19 protein-coding genes are annotated in these 17317 nt (G+C 68.8%); 9 read left to right on the forward strand and 10 right to left on the reverse strand.

The features are described from left to right. Positions 1 to 11 precede the first annotated feature (11 nt). Both ACWD0F_RS17315 and ACWD0F_RS17320 read left to right on the forward strand, forming a co-directional pair. Positions 12 to 1046 (forward strand): IS630 family transposase, encoded by a 1035-nt coding sequence (locus ACWD0F_RS17315; RefSeq protein WP_449876441.1) that lies wholly within the window; start codon positions 12 to 14, stop codon positions 1044 to 1046. Positions 1047 to 1078: 32 nt separating this feature from the next. Beyond that, a complete protein-coding gene (locus ACWD0F_RS17320; protein WP_449876443.1) occupies positions 1079 to 1537 on the forward strand; it encodes a DUF4190 domain-containing protein in 459 nt (152 codons plus the stop codon). 45 nt (positions 1538 to 1582) lie between these two features. Here ACWD0F_RS17320 and ACWD0F_RS17325 read toward each other — a convergent pair whose 3' ends face one another. Further along, positions 1583 to 2437: an SCO6745 family protein gene (locus ACWD0F_RS17325; protein ID WP_449876445.1), complete on the reverse strand. Its 855-nt coding sequence runs from the start codon at positions 2435 to 2437 to the stop codon at positions 1583 to 1585. 50 nt (positions 2438 to 2487) lie between these two features. Further along, positions 2488 to 3273, reverse strand: a complete 786-nt coding sequence (locus tag ACWD0F_RS17330) for an SDR family oxidoreductase (protein WP_449876447.1) — start codon at positions 3271 to 3273, stop codon at positions 2488 to 2490. A 737-nt stretch (positions 3274 to 4010) separates the two neighbouring features. On the opposite strand from ACWD0F_RS17330, the gene ACWD0F_RS17335 reads away from it, so the two are divergent. The 5 genes from ACWD0F_RS17335 to ACWD0F_RS17355 all read left to right on the forward strand — a co-directional run bounded on the left by ACWD0F_RS17335 (position 4011) and on the right by ACWD0F_RS17355 (position 8496). After that, entirely contained in the window at positions 4011 to 5414 is a 1404-nt protein-coding gene (locus tag ACWD0F_RS17335; protein ID WP_449876449.1) for an ATP-binding protein, read from the forward strand. Further along, positions 5411 to 6073 carry a response regulator transcription factor gene (locus ACWD0F_RS17340; RefSeq protein WP_449876451.1) on the forward strand — a complete coding sequence of 221 codons (663 nt, stop codon included), beginning with the start codon at positions 5411 to 5413 and terminating at the stop codon, positions 6071 to 6073. Before ACWD0F_RS17335 ends, ACWD0F_RS17340 begins: the two co-directional genes overlap by 4 nt. 70 nt (positions 6074 to 6143) lie before the next feature. After that, a complete protein-coding gene (locus ACWD0F_RS17345) occupies positions 6144 to 6701 on the forward strand; it encodes a DUF4956 domain-containing protein (protein ID WP_449876453.1) in 558 nt (185 codons plus the stop codon). A 146-nt stretch (positions 6702 to 6847) separates the two neighbouring features. Further along, a complete protein-coding gene (locus ACWD0F_RS17350; protein ID WP_449876455.1) occupies positions 6848 to 7705 on the forward strand; it encodes a polyphosphate polymerase domain-containing protein in 858 nt (285 codons plus the stop codon). Positions 7706 to 7977: 272 nt separating this feature from the next. Then, positions 7978 to 8496 carry a pyridoxamine 5'-phosphate oxidase family protein gene (locus tag ACWD0F_RS17355; RefSeq protein ID WP_449876457.1) on the forward strand — a complete coding sequence of 173 codons (519 nt, stop codon included), beginning with the start codon at positions 7978 to 7980 and terminating at the stop codon, positions 8494 to 8496. Positions 8497 to 8504: 8 nt separating this feature from the next. Here the strand turns inward: ACWD0F_RS17355 and ACWD0F_RS17360 are convergent, their stop codons facing one another. From ACWD0F_RS17360 to ACWD0F_RS17370, 3 genes are read right to left on the reverse strand one after another with little or no spacing between them, the layout of a single operon-like run. Continuing rightward, positions 8505 to 9170 carry a CPBP family glutamic-type intramembrane protease gene (locus ACWD0F_RS17360; protein ID WP_449876459.1) on the reverse strand — a complete coding sequence of 222 codons (666 nt, stop codon included), beginning with the start codon at positions 9168 to 9170 and terminating at the stop codon, positions 8505 to 8507. After that, on the reverse strand, positions 9167 to 9883 hold the full coding sequence (locus tag ACWD0F_RS17365) for an RDD family protein (RefSeq protein WP_449876461.1): 717 nt from the start codon (positions 9881 to 9883) through the stop codon (positions 9167 to 9169). The genes ACWD0F_RS17360 and ACWD0F_RS17365 overlap by 4 nt, the downstream gene beginning before the upstream one ends. Then, on the reverse strand, positions 9880 to 10272 hold the full coding sequence (locus ACWD0F_RS17370; RefSeq protein ID WP_449876462.1) for a PadR family transcriptional regulator: 393 nt from the start codon (positions 10270 to 10272) through the stop codon (positions 9880 to 9882). Before ACWD0F_RS17370 ends, ACWD0F_RS17365 begins: the two co-directional genes overlap by 4 nt. A gap of 392 nt (positions 10273 to 10664) precedes the next feature. Here ACWD0F_RS17370 and ACWD0F_RS17375 point away from each other — a divergent pair, with 392 nt between their 5' ends. Further along, a complete protein-coding gene (locus ACWD0F_RS17375; RefSeq protein ID WP_449876463.1) occupies positions 10665 to 11270 on the forward strand; it encodes a DUF6879 family protein in 606 nt (201 codons plus the stop codon). 252 nt (positions 11271 to 11522) lie between these two features. Here the strand turns inward: ACWD0F_RS17375 and ACWD0F_RS17380 are convergent, their stop codons facing one another. Then, positions 11523 to 12689, reverse strand: coding sequence for a serine hydrolase domain-containing protein (locus ACWD0F_RS17380; RefSeq protein WP_449876464.1), 1167 nt, complete (start codon positions 12687 to 12689; stop codon positions 11523 to 11525). Positions 12690 to 13015: 326 nt separating this feature from the next. On the opposite strand from ACWD0F_RS17380, the gene ACWD0F_RS17385 reads away from it, so the two are divergent. Beyond that, entirely contained in the window at positions 13016 to 13744 is a 729-nt protein-coding gene (locus tag ACWD0F_RS17385) for a MarR family transcriptional regulator (protein WP_449876466.1), read from the forward strand. Between the two features lie 235 nt (positions 13745 to 13979). Here ACWD0F_RS17385 and ACWD0F_RS17390 read toward each other — a convergent pair whose 3' ends face one another. The 4 genes from ACWD0F_RS17390 to ACWD0F_RS17405 all read right to left on the reverse strand — a co-directional run bounded on the left by ACWD0F_RS17390 (position 13980) and on the right by ACWD0F_RS17405 (position 17290). Continuing rightward, positions 13980 to 14465: a hypothetical protein gene (locus ACWD0F_RS17390; RefSeq protein WP_449876468.1), complete on the reverse strand. Its 486-nt coding sequence runs from the start codon at positions 14463 to 14465 to the stop codon at positions 13980 to 13982. 273 nt (positions 14466 to 14738) lie between these two features. Continuing rightward, a complete protein-coding gene (locus ACWD0F_RS17395) occupies positions 14739 to 15401 on the reverse strand; it encodes a response regulator (protein WP_449876470.1) in 663 nt (220 codons plus the stop codon). Then, on the reverse strand, positions 15392 to 16594 hold the full coding sequence (locus tag ACWD0F_RS17400) for a sensor histidine kinase (RefSeq protein ID WP_449876472.1): 1203 nt from the start codon (positions 16592 to 16594) through the stop codon (positions 15392 to 15394). Before ACWD0F_RS17400 ends, ACWD0F_RS17395 begins: the two co-directional genes overlap by 10 nt. A gap of 168 nt (positions 16595 to 16762) precedes the next feature. Further along, on the reverse strand, positions 16763 to 17290 hold the full coding sequence (locus tag ACWD0F_RS17405; protein WP_449876474.1) for a hypothetical protein: 528 nt from the start codon (positions 17288 to 17290) through the stop codon (positions 16763 to 16765). Positions 17291 to 17317: the final 27 nt, after the last annotated feature.

The raw sequence follows: 17317 nt of genomic DNA on the forward strand, positions 1-17317 counted from the left end.
TCGTGGTCAGTATGCGCCCGGTCAGCGTGTTCGCCAACGGTCCCGAAGGCTCGATCGAGCAGTTGCGCGTGGAACTGCGCGGTCGGTGGCGGCAGGCCCTGCGGGCGACGATGGTCTTGTTGTCGGTGCACGGACTGTCTGCGGCCCAGATCGCTGAGCTGCTGGAGTGCGATGCGAGCACGGTGCGGCGGTGGATCAGCCGGTACAACCAGCAAGGGCCGGCGGGTCTGGCCGATCGGCCCCGCTGCGGGCGGCCGCGGATCGGCGGGCCACGCCTGCTCGCCCGGATCGCCGCGCTGCTCCAGCAGGCCGGGCCGTGGACGGTGCCCCGGTTGTGGCAGTACCTGGGCCGGCCGAAGCTGAGCCCGCGCACGCTGTACCGGCGGCTGCGCATCGTGGCCGTGTGGCGGCGCCCCAGGCTGGTGGCGCGCGGCGATCCGGACCGCTGGCGAGCGGTGGCCGCCATCACCGCCCGGCTGCGGGAGTTACCGCGCGGCGCGCTGGTGTGGGCCACCGATGAGACCCATGTCAACCTGCTGCCGCACGTACGCGCCACCTGGACCCTGCGCTCGCACCGGCCCGAGATCGGCACGCCCGGCAAGAACCGGCAGGTGACGGTGCTCGGCGCGCTGGAGATGACCAGCGGCCAGTGGGTATATCGACTGGGCCGCCGCTGCGCCGCCGACTTCATCGCCCTGCTGGAACAGATCCGCCTGGCCGCCCCGGCGGCTCCGGCGATCGTGGTGATCTGCGACAACGACAGCATCCACCATGCCAAAGCCGTCACCGCCTACCTGGCCGAGCACCCCACCATGGAGGTGCTGTTCGGCGCGCGCTATAGCCCGCACGACAACCCGGTGGAGCGCATCTGGGCCGCGCTCAAGGCGTTCATCGCCAATACCGCCGTCAGCTGGCCCGGCCGTCTCAGACAGATCCACGCCTTCTTCCGGGCTCGCTCACCGAGCCAGTTGCTGACCGCAGCGGCGCCCTGGACCAGCCCCTGGCTACCTGCCGGTTACAAGCGGAACTTCTGGAATGCCGCTTAGTGCGGTGACCGATGCCGGGCGTGGCAGGTCTCTTGATCGGCGAAGAGGAATGGGGGATCGTGGCGGCTGGATGCTCATTCAGGGACGGAGCCGGCATGTACTCTCCCTACGGGGGCGAGGAGCAGCGTCCTCTGACCCCTTCGCAGCCTGTCCAGCCGCCTCCGCAGTATGGCCGGCAACCGCCTCCGCAGCCGACGTCAGGCGCCGCCGTCGCCAGCCTCATCTTCGGGCTCATCGGACTCTTCCTCAGCTGGTGCCTGTTCGGCATCCCGTCCATCCTGGCCATCGTCTTCGGCCATGTGGCCAGCCGGACTACCAAACGTGGCCTCAAGCCTGGGCATGGCATGGCGGTGGCCGGGCTCATCCTCGGCTACGTCGTCGTCGTTCCGGTTCTCATCGTCTCTGTTCTCGTCCTCGGCTACGCGCCCCCTGAGTCGATCGCCGACTGGATCAACACCTTCTTCACATGGTTGTTCGCGGTGGTGCCTTAGGACCAGGTCGGTGGCGCACGATGGTCGACCTGACGCGATACAGCACTAGCTGAGGTTGAGGAGGCCGGCGTCGACGACCCGGCGGCCGAACGGGCGGGCGAGGTCGGCGAGTCGCTCGCATCCGTCCTCGCCCAGTGCCGTGTACGCCGGCATCGCCAGGGCGTCGGTGCGTTCCTCGATGTGCTGGCGCATGGCCTGGCCCTCCGGGGTGAAGGTGTCGCCGTCGAGGAGGCCGCGGTCCTGGAGGCCGGCTTCGGCGGTGGCCCAGTCGGCTGCGGGCCAGGCGCGGCTGATCTTGAGGAAGGGGGTGGGGACCGCGCCGGTGGCGGCGTGGAGGATGAGGGCTTCGAGGCCGGTTACGCCCTCGGCGAGCAGGGTGGCCACGTGGCCGTCGCCGCGGAACTCGCGGAGTAGGGTTTGGGCGTGCCAGAGCTGGAGGAGTGGGTCGTCCGGCCAGGGGAGTGCGGCGTGGGCGGCGAAGAGGGGGCGGCCCTGCGGGTGTTCGCAGGCTGACTCGGCGGCGCGGCGGGCCAGGGTCAGGGTCTCTTCGAGGGTGGGGAGCTCGTGGATGGCCGCTCTGCGCAGGGCTTCGTCGGCTGCCGCATAGCGGGCCTGGAGGACCTGGTCCGGGGTGACGGTGGTCCAGGCGTCCTTGAGTGAGTCGCGTACGAGGGCCGGGCAGAAGTTGTAGAACGTGGCGATGACCAAGTCGGCGGAGGCGGGGCCGAAGGCGGCGCTGCGCGAGGTGAAATAGCCGGACATGCCGACCAGGCCCAGCTCGGTGTAGCGGCGGGAGGCTTCGGGGACGAAGTAGATCATGCCGTGGATCGGCTCCAGGCGACGCCAGGCGCGGCGGGCTGCTGAGACTGCTGACGATGCTGGGGCTGGTGCTGTGGTCATTACTTCGGCCTCCGATGGCGGGGGTGGCGAGGCTGGTGCTTTTGTCTTGGTCAGGCTTCTCTGAGGGAGTCGACGAAGCTGGACATTCCGCTTAGCCAGCGGTCCGGGTCCTCGGCCTTCCGGCGTACGTACTCCGCTACCTCCGGGTGGGGGAAGATGTGGAAACGCTCTGCTTCGAGACCTTCTATGACCTTGGTGGCCACGTCGGCCGGATCGAGGATGGCGCCCGAGACGCTCACCGCGCGGGCCGTGAGATTGTGCTCCTCCTCGCCGTGCTTCAGCATCGCCGTCCGTACGCCCTGCGGGCACAACACGCTCACCTTGATGCCCTGGGAGGCGTAGTGGATGGCCAGCCACTCGGCGAACGCGACCGCCGCCGCCTTGGTGACGGCATAGGGGGCGTCACCGGGGCAACTGATCAGGCCGGCGGCGGAGCAGGTGTTGAGGAGGTAGCCGCCGCCTCGGGAGAGCATGGAGGGTATGACGGCGCGGGCGGCGTACACGTGGGCCTGGACGTTGACCGCGTACAACCTGCTCCACTCCTCGTCGGAGGCGTCCAGGCCGTGGCCGCCGATGATGCCGGCGTTCGAGCAGAACAGGTCCACCGGGCCGAACGGGGTGTCCGCCAGGGCCGCGACCTGTGGCGCTTCGGACACGTCCACCCGTACGGGGACCGCGCGGTCGCCGATCTCCTTGGCCACGGCCGATGCTCCGGCCTCGTCGAGGTCGGCCACGACCACCCCGGCCGCTCCTTCCGCGGCGAATCTGAGAGCCATCGCGCGGCCGATTCCGCTGGCTGCGCCCGTGACGACGACGACCTTGTCTCGCACTCGCATGAGTGTCCCTCCTGGTCGAGGCCGGTCCGCCGGTGGTGAGCCGGGTGGCTGGTGACCTCCGGGCTGAGCAGCCGGTGTGCGGTGTCGGCCGGTAACTGAGGTGGTCGAGTGGTAAACCGAACATGATTCTACTGCGCCGGGGCTCGATCGGATGAAAGGTTTCTCATCTGGGCTTCAGGATGGTCTCCTCGAAGGGCGTCAAGATCGAGCACATGAAACGTCAGGCAGCGGTGATCCTCCTCCTGGCCTTGGGGACGGGCGCGGCGGGGTGCATGTCGATGGAGCTCGTGCGGGCCTCCGATGACGGGCCTGATCTGGGCGGACCTGTCGTCGTCGCGCCGACGGGCGGTGAGTCCGCGTCTCCCGCGTTGATGGTCGGCGGGTCCGCGTCTCCCACACCGACGCCGGCGCCGGCGCCGAGCCTGTCCCCGGCATCGGGGCCGGGTGGGTCTGACGCCGGACCGTCCGGGGGTGGCGGGCCCCCGTCGGATGAGGGGGAGGGCGATACGGGCGCGGCGGCGCCACGGGCCACGCCGCCGAAGACCCCTCGGCAGACGCCGGCGAAGAGTCCCAGGGCCACGCCTGCCGGTCGTGCGCAGACCGTGGCGCCGCCGCCGCGCAGGACGAAGGCCGAGCCGGTGAAACCGCCGGCCCCCAGACCGGGCGGCAGCGACGATGGCGAGCACGACGACGATGGTGCCGGTGAGGGCGATGACTGACCAGACGGCCACGGGCGCGTGAGCGCCCGTGCCCGGATCGTGGGCTGGATGCTCGCCGTCGTCGGCCTCGCCCTGTCGGTCTCGGTCTTCGCCACCTGGACGGTTCTGCTCGCCCGGCTCGACGACCGGGTGGGCCTGGAGCTCAGCAACGAGGCGGAGAAGTTGCGGCTGTACGCCGCGACCGCGCTTGATCCGCATACCGGGCGCATGGTGACCGATGTGGAGGAGTTACTCACTGGATACCTGGCGGTCAACTCGCCTGACCGGTGGGAGACCTTCTTCAGCATCGTTGACGGCCATGCCAACAAGCGGACCGCGATCCCGCCTCCGACGCGGCTCGACACCGACGACGAGCTGGTCGCGCGGCTGGCCACGGTCGTCACACCGACGCACGGCGCCGGAGAGAGCACGTCTGGAACGTTCCATTATGCGGTCATCCCGGTCACTGTGGCAGGTGATATGCGCAGAGGTCACCTGGTCGTGGCCATCTTCTACGACCTGCATCGCGGCGAGATCGTGGACGCGGTGGGGATTCTCGGGCTGTCCGCGCTGGCGGCGATGGCGCTGGCGGGGGCGGCCGGATGGTTCGTGGCGGGGCGGGTGCTCGCGCCGGTCCGGCTGATCAGTCAGACCGCGGAGCAGATCAGCGACTCCACCGACCTGACCCGCAGGCTCCAGGTGCCCGGCGACGACGACGTGGCCACGCTCGCCGCGACGTTCAACCACATGCTCGACCGGCTGGAGCAGGCCTTCGTCGTGCAACGGCACTTCATGGACGACGCCGGCCACGAGCTGCGCACGCCGATCACCGTCATCCGCGGGCATCTGGAGCTCATGGGCGACGATCCGATCGACCGCGCGGAGACCCTCGACCTGGTCACCGACGAGCTCGACCGGATGAACCGCATCGTCGACGACCTCCTCACCCTCGCCAAGTCCGAGCAGCCGGGCTTCCTGACGATCGACAACATCGAGCTGGCCGACCTCACGGTGAGCGTGGTCGCCAAGGCGCGCGCGCTCGGCAACCGGCGGTGGCGGGTCGACGAGGTGGCCGAGGCCCGGCTGCCGGCCGACCGCCACCGGCTCACGCAGGCGCTCATGCAGCTCATCGCGAACGCCGTGCGCCACACCGACGACGACGACCTGATCGCCGTCGGCTCGTCCATGCGCGACGGGTGGGTCGAGTTCTGGGTACGCGACAACGGCCCCGGAGTGGCGCCCGCCGAACGAGAACGCATCTTCGGGCGGTTCGTGCGTGGCGCGGGCCGTACCGGGACCCATGACGGGGCCGGTCTGGGATTGGCCATCGTCAAATCCATCGCCGAGGCTCATGGGGGCAATGTGAAAGTGACGGAGGCGGCGGGCGGTGGGGCCCGCTTTGTCATGACCCTGCCGTTCTGGGAGATGTGGAGGCTGCGGTGAACCGCATTCTCATCGCCGAGGACGAAGCCCGGATCGCCTCCTTCGTGGAGAAGGGGTTGCGGGCCAACGGCTTCGTGACCGCCGTGGTCGGGGACGGGGCCGCGGCTTACGACGTGGCCTCGGCGGGCGGGTTCGACCTGCTCATCCTGGACATCGGGTTGCCGCTGAGCGACGGGTTCACCGTGTTGCGGCGGCTGCGCGAGTCCATGGTCACCATGCCGGTCATCATCCTGACCGCCCGCGACAGCGTCACCGACACCGTGGCGGGGCTGGAGGGCGGGGCCGACGATTACATCGCCAAGCCCTTCGCGTTCGAGGAGCTGCTGGCGCGGGTGCGGCTGCGGCTGCGGGCCGACCGCACACCCGAGGTGACCATGTTGCGGGTGTCGGATCTCTCGCTCGACCTGCGCACCAGGCGGGCTTACGTCGGCGAGCGGGCGGTGGATCTGTCGACCAGGGAGTTCGCGCTGGCGGAGATCTTCTGCCGGCATCCCGACCAGGTGCTGACGCGGGAGCAACTGCTCAGCCACGTGTGGGGGTTCGACTTCGACCCCGGGTCCAACGTGGTGGACGTCTACGTGCGCTACCTGCGACGCAAGATCGGCGCGGACCGGATCGAGACCGTCCGGGGCACCGGTTATCGCATGAGAGTCGCCTAATCATCAGCTCACGGTCGCCTCACCGCCGGCCTTCAGGCTGGTCATCGACGGCACCACGGAGGGAGTGGTTGTGCTAACCGGACTGGTGATGGACCTCGGGGCGATCGTCATGCTCGCCTACTGCCTCTACTATCGGCGCCACCATCGGCGCGACCTGCTGTTCGCCTACGTCGCGCTCAACGTGGGGATCTTCGCGGTGGTGTCGCTGCTGCTGGTCCAGCGGGTGGACATCGCCGTCGGCTTCGGCCTGTTCGGCGTGTTGTCGATCATCCGGCTGCGGTCCAGCGAGATCACCCAGGAGGAGATCGCCTACTACTTCATCGCGCTCGTCCTGGGGCTGGTCAACGGCATCGCCGGATCGTGGCCGCTGAGCGCGTTGTTGCTGGACGGGGTGCTGCTGGCGGTGATGTACGTGGCCGACCATCCGGGTTTGCTCGGTCGCACCCGGCACCAGCTCATCACGCTGGACGTCGTGCACGCGGATCCTGACCTGCTGCGGGTGGATCTGGAGAGCCGGTTGCGGGCGCGGGTGCTGCATTGCGTGGTCACCCAGGTCGACTACGTCCGCGACGTGACCGTGGTGGATGTCCGCTACGTGGCACCCAATCCCCGGGTCGGGGTGCGGTGATGCGGGGTGCGAGGGCGTCGGGTGGGTGAGATGCGGGGCGGTTGGGGTGTGAGGGCTTTGAGCGAGTGGGATGCGGTTACGCGGGGTGGGTGGGGTGCGGTTACGCGGGGTCGGTGGGGTGCGGGGGCGTTGGGTGAGGGGTGGTGATGGCGGGGAGGGATGCGGGGGTGCTGCTTGCGGGGATCGCCGCGATGGTGCCGCCGATCGGGCTGGAGGAGGTGCCGGAGTTGATGAGCCGGGTCGACAGCAAATACATCGTGACGACCGGGGTCATGGCGCGGCTCGCGGCCGAGTTGGGGGAGCGGTTCTCCGTGCTGCAGATCGGGGCGCGGCGGCAGTTCCGTTATACCTCCACTTACTTCGACACACCTGACCTGCTCACCTTCCGGCAGCATCGGCAGGATCGGCGGCGCAGGTTCAAGGTGCGCACACGTACCTATCTGGACGGTGGCGGGCGGTGGCTGGAGTTGAAACTCAACGGTGCGCGGGGCTGCACGGACAAACACCGCATTCCGTACGACGGCGCGTCCGAGCGGCAGCTCACTCGGGAGGCTCTGGACTTCGTGCGGGACACCCTGCTCGGCGAGTTGCGCCTCATCGCGCCGGAGACGCTGGGGCCGGTGCTGGCGACCGACTACAAACGGGTGACGCTCATCGACGGCTCCGGCGCGGCCCGGCTGACCTGCGACACCGGACTGCTGTGCCGCGACGGGAGAGCGAGCGTGCTCGCCCGGCACGATCGCATTCTGCTGGAGTCGAAGTCGGCCGATGGGAAGGCCGTGGTGGACAAGGTCCTGCGTGGGATGGGGGTGCGGCCTGTGAGCGTGAGCAAGTACTGTCTCGCGGTCGCCGCGCTGCACGAGGTGCCGGCCAACCGGTGGCAGCCGGTGTTGCGCAGCTATCTCCTCAACCGGGGGCCGGCCACTCCCCGGAAATCGGCGGCAAGGAGATCCGTAGAGCGGCCGCCGCTGTTCGGCAGGAACGAAAGCCGAACCGGGCCGTGAAAGGAACATTCGGCGTGGAAGGCGTGGCAGCTGTGGAGGAGGCCGTGGGGCTGGTCAGGATGAAGCTGGGGGCCTCGGCGGTCGGCGGCTGAGGTGGGGCTGGTCGGGATGGAGCTGGGGCCTCGGCGGCCGGCGTTGATACATCCTGCGTGGTTGATGACGGCCGAGCGAAGAAATACGACATAAGGTGTCAGGTTTTTGATCGAGCATGATCTCACCGGCCGGCGTCGATGGCGGACGTGAACCGGACCTACGCCTAGATAAGGACCTCAATGCGCGAAACGCCAGAAGATCTCAAAGAGCTCCAGGGCCTCCTCAGCTCCTCCCTCTCCCGCTCCACCTCGCACCTCCGCTCGATCTTCACCGAGCGCACCCTGACCGCGGAGCAGCTCACCCAGGTCCTCACCGGCATGTGCACTCTCGCCGTGTCAACGGTGACGGCGAAGGGTGAGCCGCGGATCAGCGGCGTGGACGGGCATTTTCTGCACGGCAAGTGGCACTTCGGCACGGCGCGCAGCGCTGCCAAGGCCCGCCACCTCGCCGCCCGCCCGGCCGCCAGCGTCGCGCACATGCGCGGCGAGGACTTGGGCGTGTTCACGCACGGCACTGTGGAGATCCTCAACCCCCAAGACGGCGAGCCTGCGGCGGACTGGCCAGACCTGCTGGCCTACTTCAAGGACTTCTACGGCAGCGCCGCCTTCGACTGGGACAACGATGTGGTCTACTACCGGCTGCGCCCGCACTGGATGACCGTCTACGCCCCCGACGTCGACAAGCTCACCGCCAAGTGACCCCAGGCTCAGGCGATGGCGTTGGCCAGGATGAGGAGGTTGGTGATGGCGTGCGCGCCGACGCACAACAGGAGGTTGCGGCGCAGGTAGTAGAGACCGACGAAGAGCACCGACCCTACGGCGACCATGCTCAGCGTCGTGGCCCAACCTGAGCCGGGCACATGGGAGCCGACGAACATCACGTAGGACACCAGAGCGGCCAGCCAGGGCCGCTGAGTGAGGGAGATGACCCGTTCGATGAGGAAACCGCGAAAGAAGAGCTCCTCGACGACCGCCGCGTTGACGATCAGATGCACGCTCTCGGCGACCGACAGCCTCGACATGATCTGCGTCGACTGTGACTGCTGGTCAGGGGCTCCGCTGACGAGAACGGTGTACAGGACGACGCCGGCCACCAGTGCCAGAACGGCCAGCCCGATGGTGACCAGGACATCCTTCCAGCGAGGGGCGCATATCCCCACGGACGACAGCGGCTGCTTCTCCACCACCAGCACGAAGCCCAGCAGCAGCGCGGCGGCGAGCCAGCGTGAGACCAGGACGAGGTCGAAGTTCAGCGTGTCATCGCCACTGAGCAGCCAGACGGCACGCTGCACGAAGGTGGGGACGAACCACAACACCACGCCGACGGCCAGCGCTACGAGAGGCGGAACGCGGACGGCAGCGGTCGTGTTCATCTCGCTCCAGTCGGGTTCGCGCTCACGACCTTGGTCTCGGTCAAGCGGTCGAGCACCCGCCGCCGGTCACCCCACAGGACCGGCGCCCAGTCCAGCCAGGCGAACGGTCCCACCAGCAGGCTGAGCCGCCGCACCACGCCGACGGCCGGGTGGATACGCAGCCCGGCTTCGGTCACGACGCGTAAGTGCATGAGGCGTTTGCCCGGAGTCACGCCGGTCCATGCCTCCAGCAACCCCAGCCCGACGATCGACCAGGTCAGAGCGAGCGGAACGCCCAGGCCGTACAACAGCCCGGCGTGGTCGTAGGCGCCGGTGGCGCACTGCAGGGGGGCAAGGGACACGCAGCCGTCGCCTACCTTGGCGTACACGAAAGGCGGGAACGCCAGCGTGAACCCGCCTCCCCCCGTGGCCGTGCGAGTGATCCCCTGCACGAGCAGCGCGATCGTGACACCGACGAGCGGGAGGTTGTCGATCAGCGCGGCAGCGAACCGCGCCCCCATGGGCGCGGGTGGTGCCGCGCCCAGTTCGGCGAAGGTGGCCGCAGCCGCTTGCGGAGTGCCGAGGCGGCTCAAGGCCTCGGCTAACTCTCCCGCTTCCGCGGCGTCGGACAAGTGCTCGCCGAGCTCGGCTTTGGCCCTGTCGCGGGCCGGGCCGCTCAGGTGGCGCGCGACCCTTTCCGTGTAGTCGTCGATGGTCTGTCGCTCATGGCTCATTCCTGTACCTCGCCAAGGGTGTCGAGTAGCCGTCGCATCGCATCGACCAGCCCACTCCACTCGGTACGCAGCAGGGCGAGGTACGTGCGGCCGTCCGGCGTGATGACGTAGTACTTGCGCGGCCTGGAACGCCCTTCCGCCTCCCAGGTCGCGAGGATGTGCCCGGAATCCTCCAGCCGGTGCAGCAGCGGATAGAGCGTGCCCTCCTTCACTTCCAGGACGCCCTCTCCCGTATGCCGCAGCACTTTCAGCAGCTCATAGCCGTACCGGCGGCGACTGCTGAGGACGGACAGCACAGCCAGCTCGGTCGTGCCACGCGCGAGCTCGCGACGCAGGCGGGCGATGGTGATCGAAGCCGATGCCGGCGTCGTCTCAGCGTCCTCAGCCATGTGACCACAGTACGACCCGATACCTTGCATGACAAGGTATCAGGTCGAACGAGGATGCCGGTCGCTGCGAGTGGTGGCAGAGCACGCAGGGGCCGGCTGTGGGAAGCGGATGCTTGCGCGGAGCCTGCTGACGCTTGGGTATGGCTGCCGAGAGCGAATAAGTCTGCGGTAATGTGCCGTTATTGGGGAAATATGCCTTTGGGTGCGGCGACATGAAGGCCGATTCTGCGTGCCTTTGCCGGTGGGGCTCGACAGCGGGACTTCGCGGTGATAGGCAGGGAACTCACCTGCGAGTATGAGCAGCGACTGCCGTCGGATGTATCCATCGGCCACGATGAACGCTAATCGTTTTTCGCGGAGCAGGCTGCTCGTGGCCAAAAAGGATATTTCAGATGCTTGAGCGCATTCATGAAATTTCGGGCGAAACTCTGAGTGCGGACGGGTATCTCGACGATTTCTGGCCGAACTTTCGGAAAATCGATGACGTGTTCTGGAAGCTCGAACGCATCCAGAGCTTCCGTGAGGCCGGGGAGCCGAGCTGGGTCGCGATGATGGAGGGTGACTGGGCTCGCTCGTTGCGGCTGATCGACGACAAGCGGGGTCCGCTGCGCGAGCGCGAACGCCGTGCCGAGAGCTTCACGCGCCGGCGCATCCGCGTCGTCGAGCAGCCGATCACGCCCTACCTGCAGTGGGAGATGCACGTCCTGGCGCTGCGCGTCGCGGCGGCCGAGCAGGTGCGGGTCGTCGACGCGCAGGCGGTGGCCGACCTTGAGATCGGCCGGCGGCTGCCGGAGCTCGTCATTCTCGGCTCGGTGGTGATGTACGAGGTGACGTACGACGCCTTCGGGACCCACAGCGGTGCCCGGCGGATCGATGACCCCGAGGTGATCGCGGCCTGCCGTGGTGAGCTGGACAAGCTGTACTCCGCCGGTGAGGACTTCCAGTCGTACTACGAGCGGGAGATCGTGCCGCTGCCTGCGCCCCGGGTCACCGTCTGAGGCGTAGGCGCCGCCTGCACCGGCCGAGGTTCTGCCTGCGGTGCGGCGCCGCCTGCACCGGCCGAGGTTCTGCCTGCGGTGCGGCGCCGCCTACGCCGATCGAGGTGTTGTCTGTGGTGAGGCGCCGCCTACGCCGATCGGGGTGTTGTCTGTGGTGAGGGGCCGGTTGAAGCTATGGCTCCGCACTGCCTGCCTCGGTCAGGACATGTGGTGGATGTGGGCGGATCCGTGTTCGTGGTTATGCCGACGAGTTCAGCCGGCGTTTGCGGCCGGGCAGAACTCGGCGGCGAGCACGTCGGTGAAGACGCTCAGGGGTGCCCAGTCGCCGTTGGCCTGGGTGGTGAGGCGGTGCTTGCCGTCGCGGGTGCCCATGGAGTAGCTCCAGGAGCCGTAAGTGGCACCGGCGTTGCCCCAGACGCTGGTTCCGCAGGGGAGTTTCTGTTCGAAGATGCCCAGGCCGTACCGCGTTTCCGGGATCCAGTTCGCCCCCTCGGTGGAGACGGTGGTGAGCATCTCGCGCAGCTGCGCGGCCGGCAGGACGCGCCCGCCGAACAGGGCGCTGAAGAACCGGTTGAGGTCGGTGGTGGTGGAGATGACGCCGCCGGCGGCCCAGGCGAAGGACTGGTTCATCTGGGTGGCGTCGTGGATCGTGGGCTGGGGGTCGCGGGAGAACAGGGTGGAGTAGTGCACCGGGTGCGGACCGCGGATCTTGGAGTCGGTGCCGGGCAGGGAGGTGCCGGTCAGGCGCAGCGGGCGGATGACGGTCCGGATGAGTTCCTGTTCGAACGTCCTGCCTGTCGCCTTCTCGACGATCATCGCGGCGAGGATGTAGTTGGTGTTGGAGTATTTGAAGCGCTGACCCGGCTCGCCGGTGGGCGGGTGCGCCAGGGCGATCTTCACCAGTTGCTGCGGGGTGTAGGTGTCGTAGCGGTGCTTGAACCACTCGGCGCCGACGCCCGTGGCGAAGAACTCCTCATCGTCGGAGTAGGCGTAGACGCCGCTGGTCTGGTTGAGCAGCTGCCTTATGGTGATCTTGCCGGGCTGGTAGGCGCTGCCGTCGAACAGGCCTGGCAGCCACTTGTCCAGGGTGTCGTCGAGGCTCAGCTTTCCCTCGGCCGCGAGCTTGAGCACCACGGTGGCGGTGAAGGCCTTGGAGGCGCTGCCGATGCGGAACCGCTCGTTCTGCCGGCGCTGGCGTCCGGTTCCGGTGTCGGACACGCCCGCTGAGCCGAACCAGGAGCGGCCGCCGTCCCGGATCTCGGCGACCATCCCAGGGGCGAGCTTGGCGGCCACGGTCTGGTTGAGCACTCGCTGCACCTTGGGATGTACGGGAGCGGACGATGCGGCGGCGGGCAGGGCGGTGGCGGCCAGGGCCGCGGTGACGAGCAGCGCCGCCATGGCGGACTTCGATGCGATCACGTCGATTCCCTTCGAGAGGTGAGGTTGGAGAGGTGCCGTCCTGGGGGCGACGGCCTAGGAGGCGACTTCGGACCCGTTCGTCCCGCAGCCCGCGCGTGCCCGTTCTGCCGGCTCACACGTCGGGTGGCGCTGACTTGTGTTCACGATAGTCGAAAAGCTAACTTGCATTTACTAAAGTGTCAATTCAAAAAATGCCTTCATACTGCTAATTCTCGCGAAACTTGCAATGAAGATGATGGTGAATGCAAGCAAGGCAACTTGCAATGAGGTGGGTGCGAATGCAAGAATGCCCTGTCGGACCGCGTATGACCAGGAAGGCGTCGCCCATGCCCGGAGGCAGGCTGACCCACCAAGACCGCCGGCAGATCGCCGACGGACTGACCCAAGGGCTATCTCCGACCGAGATCGCCGCTCGTCTGAACCGGCCGCTGTCCACCATCACGCGCGAAGTCGCCCGCAACGGCGGCCCCGACGGTTACCAGGCCGACCAGGCGCACCAGGCCACCCGGGACCGCGCCCGCAGGCGTCCGCCGACCCCGGGGCAACGCGACCCCAAGGCGGTCGGCGCACTGGAGGAGCAGTTCACCACTGTCATGATCAACACTGGGCTGTCGCGGATGACCGCCCGCGTCCTCACCAGCCTCTACCTCACCGACAGCGGCAGCCTCACCGCGGCCGAACTCGCCCGCAAGCTGCAGGTCAGCCCCGCCTCCATCTCCAAGGCCATCGGCGAACTCGAACGGCAAGAGCTGATCCGCCGCGAACGAGATCCCCGCCGGCGGCGCGATCGCTACGTCATCGATGCCGATGCCTGGTTCCGCGGCTGGATGGCCAGCGCCCGCCAGAACACGCTGCTGGCCACCTTCGCCAAGCAAGGAGCAGCGACGCTCGGCGCCACCTCGCCCGCCGGAATCCGGCTCCGGGACATCAGCGACTTCTTCGACCACATCAGCCACGCCATGCTGGAGGCAGCCGAACAGTGGCGCCAGGCTTACGGGCGTTCCCTGCGGGAACGCCCCCCGACTGGCGCGGGATCGTCAGCGTGGCCACCGTGACCACGGGCGCGTCCTCCTCGCGCCAGTCGGCGCTGCCGTTCTCGATGGGGGTGCGCTCGGCGTCGGCGTAGCGCTGCACGCACAGGTCGAAGACGACGTCCGCCCTGGCCAGCCGCGCGACGAGCTCGTGCCGGAGGTGATCGGGATCGCGCTTGTACGCGGGAGGCGCGGTCGCGGCCGGGCGGAGCCGGTAACGAACCGGCCCGGCCGGACCCCACAGGATCGCACCCTGGCTTCAGTACGTTTCGACGGCGAGGCTGTTCACCTCGCGGGCGGTCTCCGCTCGGCAGATCCGCCGCATGCGCGCGGCGGTGGACCGGCCCACCTCCAGCGGCAGCCTGACGTACAGGGCGATCTTCCTGCGCAGGGGCGTGTTCGCACCGGCCATGACCTGGGCGAACTTGACGTACTCGCGTGCGTTCCTGGCGCGGGACACCGGATGGTTCACCATGAGCAGGTCGTGCGCCTGGTCCGGCCCCACCTGGACGCGCAGTGCCGCACCGCGCCGGTCGGGGACGAAGTCCGGCCGGCGGACGCCGCCGGCGTTGGACAGCCGGACGGTGACCGGGTAGTCGGCACCGGGCTGGGCGAAGCCGGTCCGCAGGTCGTCGGGCAGGTCCGGGCGGAAGGTCAGCCGGGCGTTGTCGACGCCGAGGATCGCCTTGGCGTGGAAGGTGCGGTCGATCCCGGCGGCGCCGCTGATCCTCAGCTGGACTCGCATGAGGTCGCGGGCGAGCTTTTCGAAGACCGCCCGCTTTTTTTCGGGAGTTCCTCCGACATGACGCTCATATTGCTCGGCTGAATTTTTGTCGGCAAGGCGTTCTGCCCGCTGGTCATGGGGGATCCCTCCCGATACGCGCCCCTAACGCATCAAGAGCGGATCGGGTGCGGTGCAGGAATGTTTTCTTTCGCTATTCCCCTGGGCCGGTCGGATGATGCATGAGTTTTTGCTGACCGGCCATTCTTGTCGGCGGAAAATGGCGCATATGCCGGGTCAGCCGGCGTCGACGAGTCCGTTCTCGTAGGCGAAGACCACCGCCTGTACCCGGTCGCGCAGGCCGAGTTTGGCGAGGATGTGGCTCACGTGCGTGCGCACGGTCCCCTCCGACAGATACAGGCGCGTCGCGATCTCCATGTTGGACAACCCGGTGGCGATCGCGGCGAGCACCTCTCTCTCACGGCGGCTGAGCCGGGCGGCCCGCTGGTCGGGCGTCTTGCCCGCGTCGGGCATGCGGGCCAGGAAATGGGAGATGAGCCGTGTGGTGGTGGACGGCGCGATGATCACTTCGCCGCTGTGCACGACCCGGACGGCCTCGGTGAAGAAGCGCGGGCCGCTGTCCTTGAGCAGGAATCCGCTCGCGCCGGCCTTGATCGCGGCGAAGACGTACTCGTCGAGGTCGAAGGTGGTGAGGATGAGGACCCGGGGCCGCGCGGCCCGCTCACAGATGAGCCGGGTCGCCTCGATGCCGTCCATGCCCGGCATCCGCACGTCCATGACCACGACGTCGGCGGGCACCTGCTCCGCCAGGGCCACGATCTCCGCGCCGTCCGCGGCCTCCCCGACCACTTCGATCCCCTGCTCACGGCGGAGCACGAGCCGCACCCCCGTGCGGACCAGTTGCTGGTCGTCGGCCAGCAGCACGCGGATCAGGTCCACGGTAAGGTCGCCTCGATCTGGAACCCGTTCGCCGACGGAGTGATCCGCACCGTGCCGCCCAGAGCGGTGGCCCGCTCGCGGATCCCGGCCAGCCCGTGACCGGGCCCATCCGGCGTGGCGGACCCTTCCGTGGAGCCGAACGGGGTGGTGGAGCCGGTCCGGCGAGGTCCTCCGTCGTCGACCAGCCTGATGTGCAGCCCGCTTGCTGTGTAGTGAAGTGACACGGTGGCTCTGGCGTCCTTTCCGGCATGCTTCAGCGTGTTGGTCAGAGCTTCTTGCACGATGCGGTAGGCGGCCAGGCCCACGGGTGGCGGCACCTCGCGGACTTGTCCTTCGACGCGTAACCGTACCTCCATCGGCAGCCGTTCAACCAGATCCTTGATCGCAGCGATGCCGGGGTGCGGCGCCATGGGCGCCTGCCGCAGGATGCCCAGCAGCAGGCGCAGCTCCCGCAGCGCGGCCCGGCCCGACTCGCCGATGGCGTCCACGGCCTCGCCGGTCGCGTCCAGGTCCCGATCGAGCAGCGCGGCGGACGCGCCGTCCGCCTGGATCACCATTGCGCTCACGTTGTGCGCCACGATGTCGTGCACCTCGCGCGCGATGCTCACGCGCTCCTGCGCCAGCATGGCCTCCACGCGGCTCTCCTCGCCCCGCCGGATCGCCTCGGCCTCCGAACGGCGCAGCCTGCCCAGCCCCCACGCCCCGGCGCACAGGGCGAACGACGTCACCAGCAGACCGACGGACATGTCGGGCAGGGCGAGCGGCAGGGCGGACGGGCCGAAGATGTCGCGGATCAGCACCAGCACCGCCGGCAGCAGCGTCCCGGCGACGAACAGCCCGGGCCGGCGGGAGGCCGACCACCGGCCCGCCGTGTAGGACATGAACATCAGCACGGTGGGCGTGCTCAGCTCCGCCCAGGAGGCGTTCCACTCCGTCCAGACGTCCCAGCGCCCGGAGAGCAGCCAGAGTGTCCACACCAGCGCGAAGACCGCGACCGGGTGCGCCCGCCGCCACGCGACGCTCGCGTAGGCCAGCAGATCCACCCAGAACCAGACGGAGACGCGGTCGAGCTCCGCGATGCTCTGATCGTGATAGGGCACCTCGATCAGCAGGTACGCGCAGGCGGCCGCCGCGAGGAGGGCGTCCGCCAGACGCTGATGACTGTTCCACCATTCGAGAACGCGCCGGGGCATGCCACGACGCTACGGCCTCGGCCTCTGCACCGCCTCATCCCTGCCGCGCACGCGTGGCACGCCGTGTACGCGTCGGCGCGGACGACACGATCAGCGGTCAGGCAGACGCGGGTTCACCCGCCGATCTTCCACTCTTGCCGGTGGAGGCGGGCCTCTGACCGAGGGTGGCTAGTTCGTGCAGGTGGCTGAGACGGTGACGTCGTAGATGTACCAGACGCTGCCGGGAGCCGACCAGACCAGCGCCGCCGTGGTGGTCCAGCCGGTGCACGCGACGCCGGCCGCGAGGATCGCCGCGCGGGCGGCCTGGGAGCCGTTCTGGATGGCGATGGTGGAGTTCGCGCCGCCGGCCTGGCGGGTCTCCGAGCGGGGGACCGTGTACGACGGCGGCGGGGGCTGGGGCACGCAGGTGCCCGACGCCGTCGCCTGGAAGACGTAGGCCGAGCCGTCCGGCGCCGTGTAGACGTGGGTGGCGGAGGCCGACACGCTCGGGCAGGTCTCGCCTGCCTGGGCCGCCTGCTGGTTCAGCGCCGCGCGGGCGTTGGCCTCGGCGTTGGCCGCTCCTGCGTACCAGGTGGGGCCCGAGCCTGACGCCGTCGCGGTGCGATAGGTGTCCGCTCGCGCGGGGGCCACGATCAGAGCCGTGGCGGTGGCGAGCGCGAGCACCAGCAGCGGGCGGAGGAGGTGGCGGGGTGCCATGGGGGTCCCTCTCACGTACGTGGGTGG

Source organism: Nonomuraea sp. NPDC002799, from assembly GCF_053592075.1.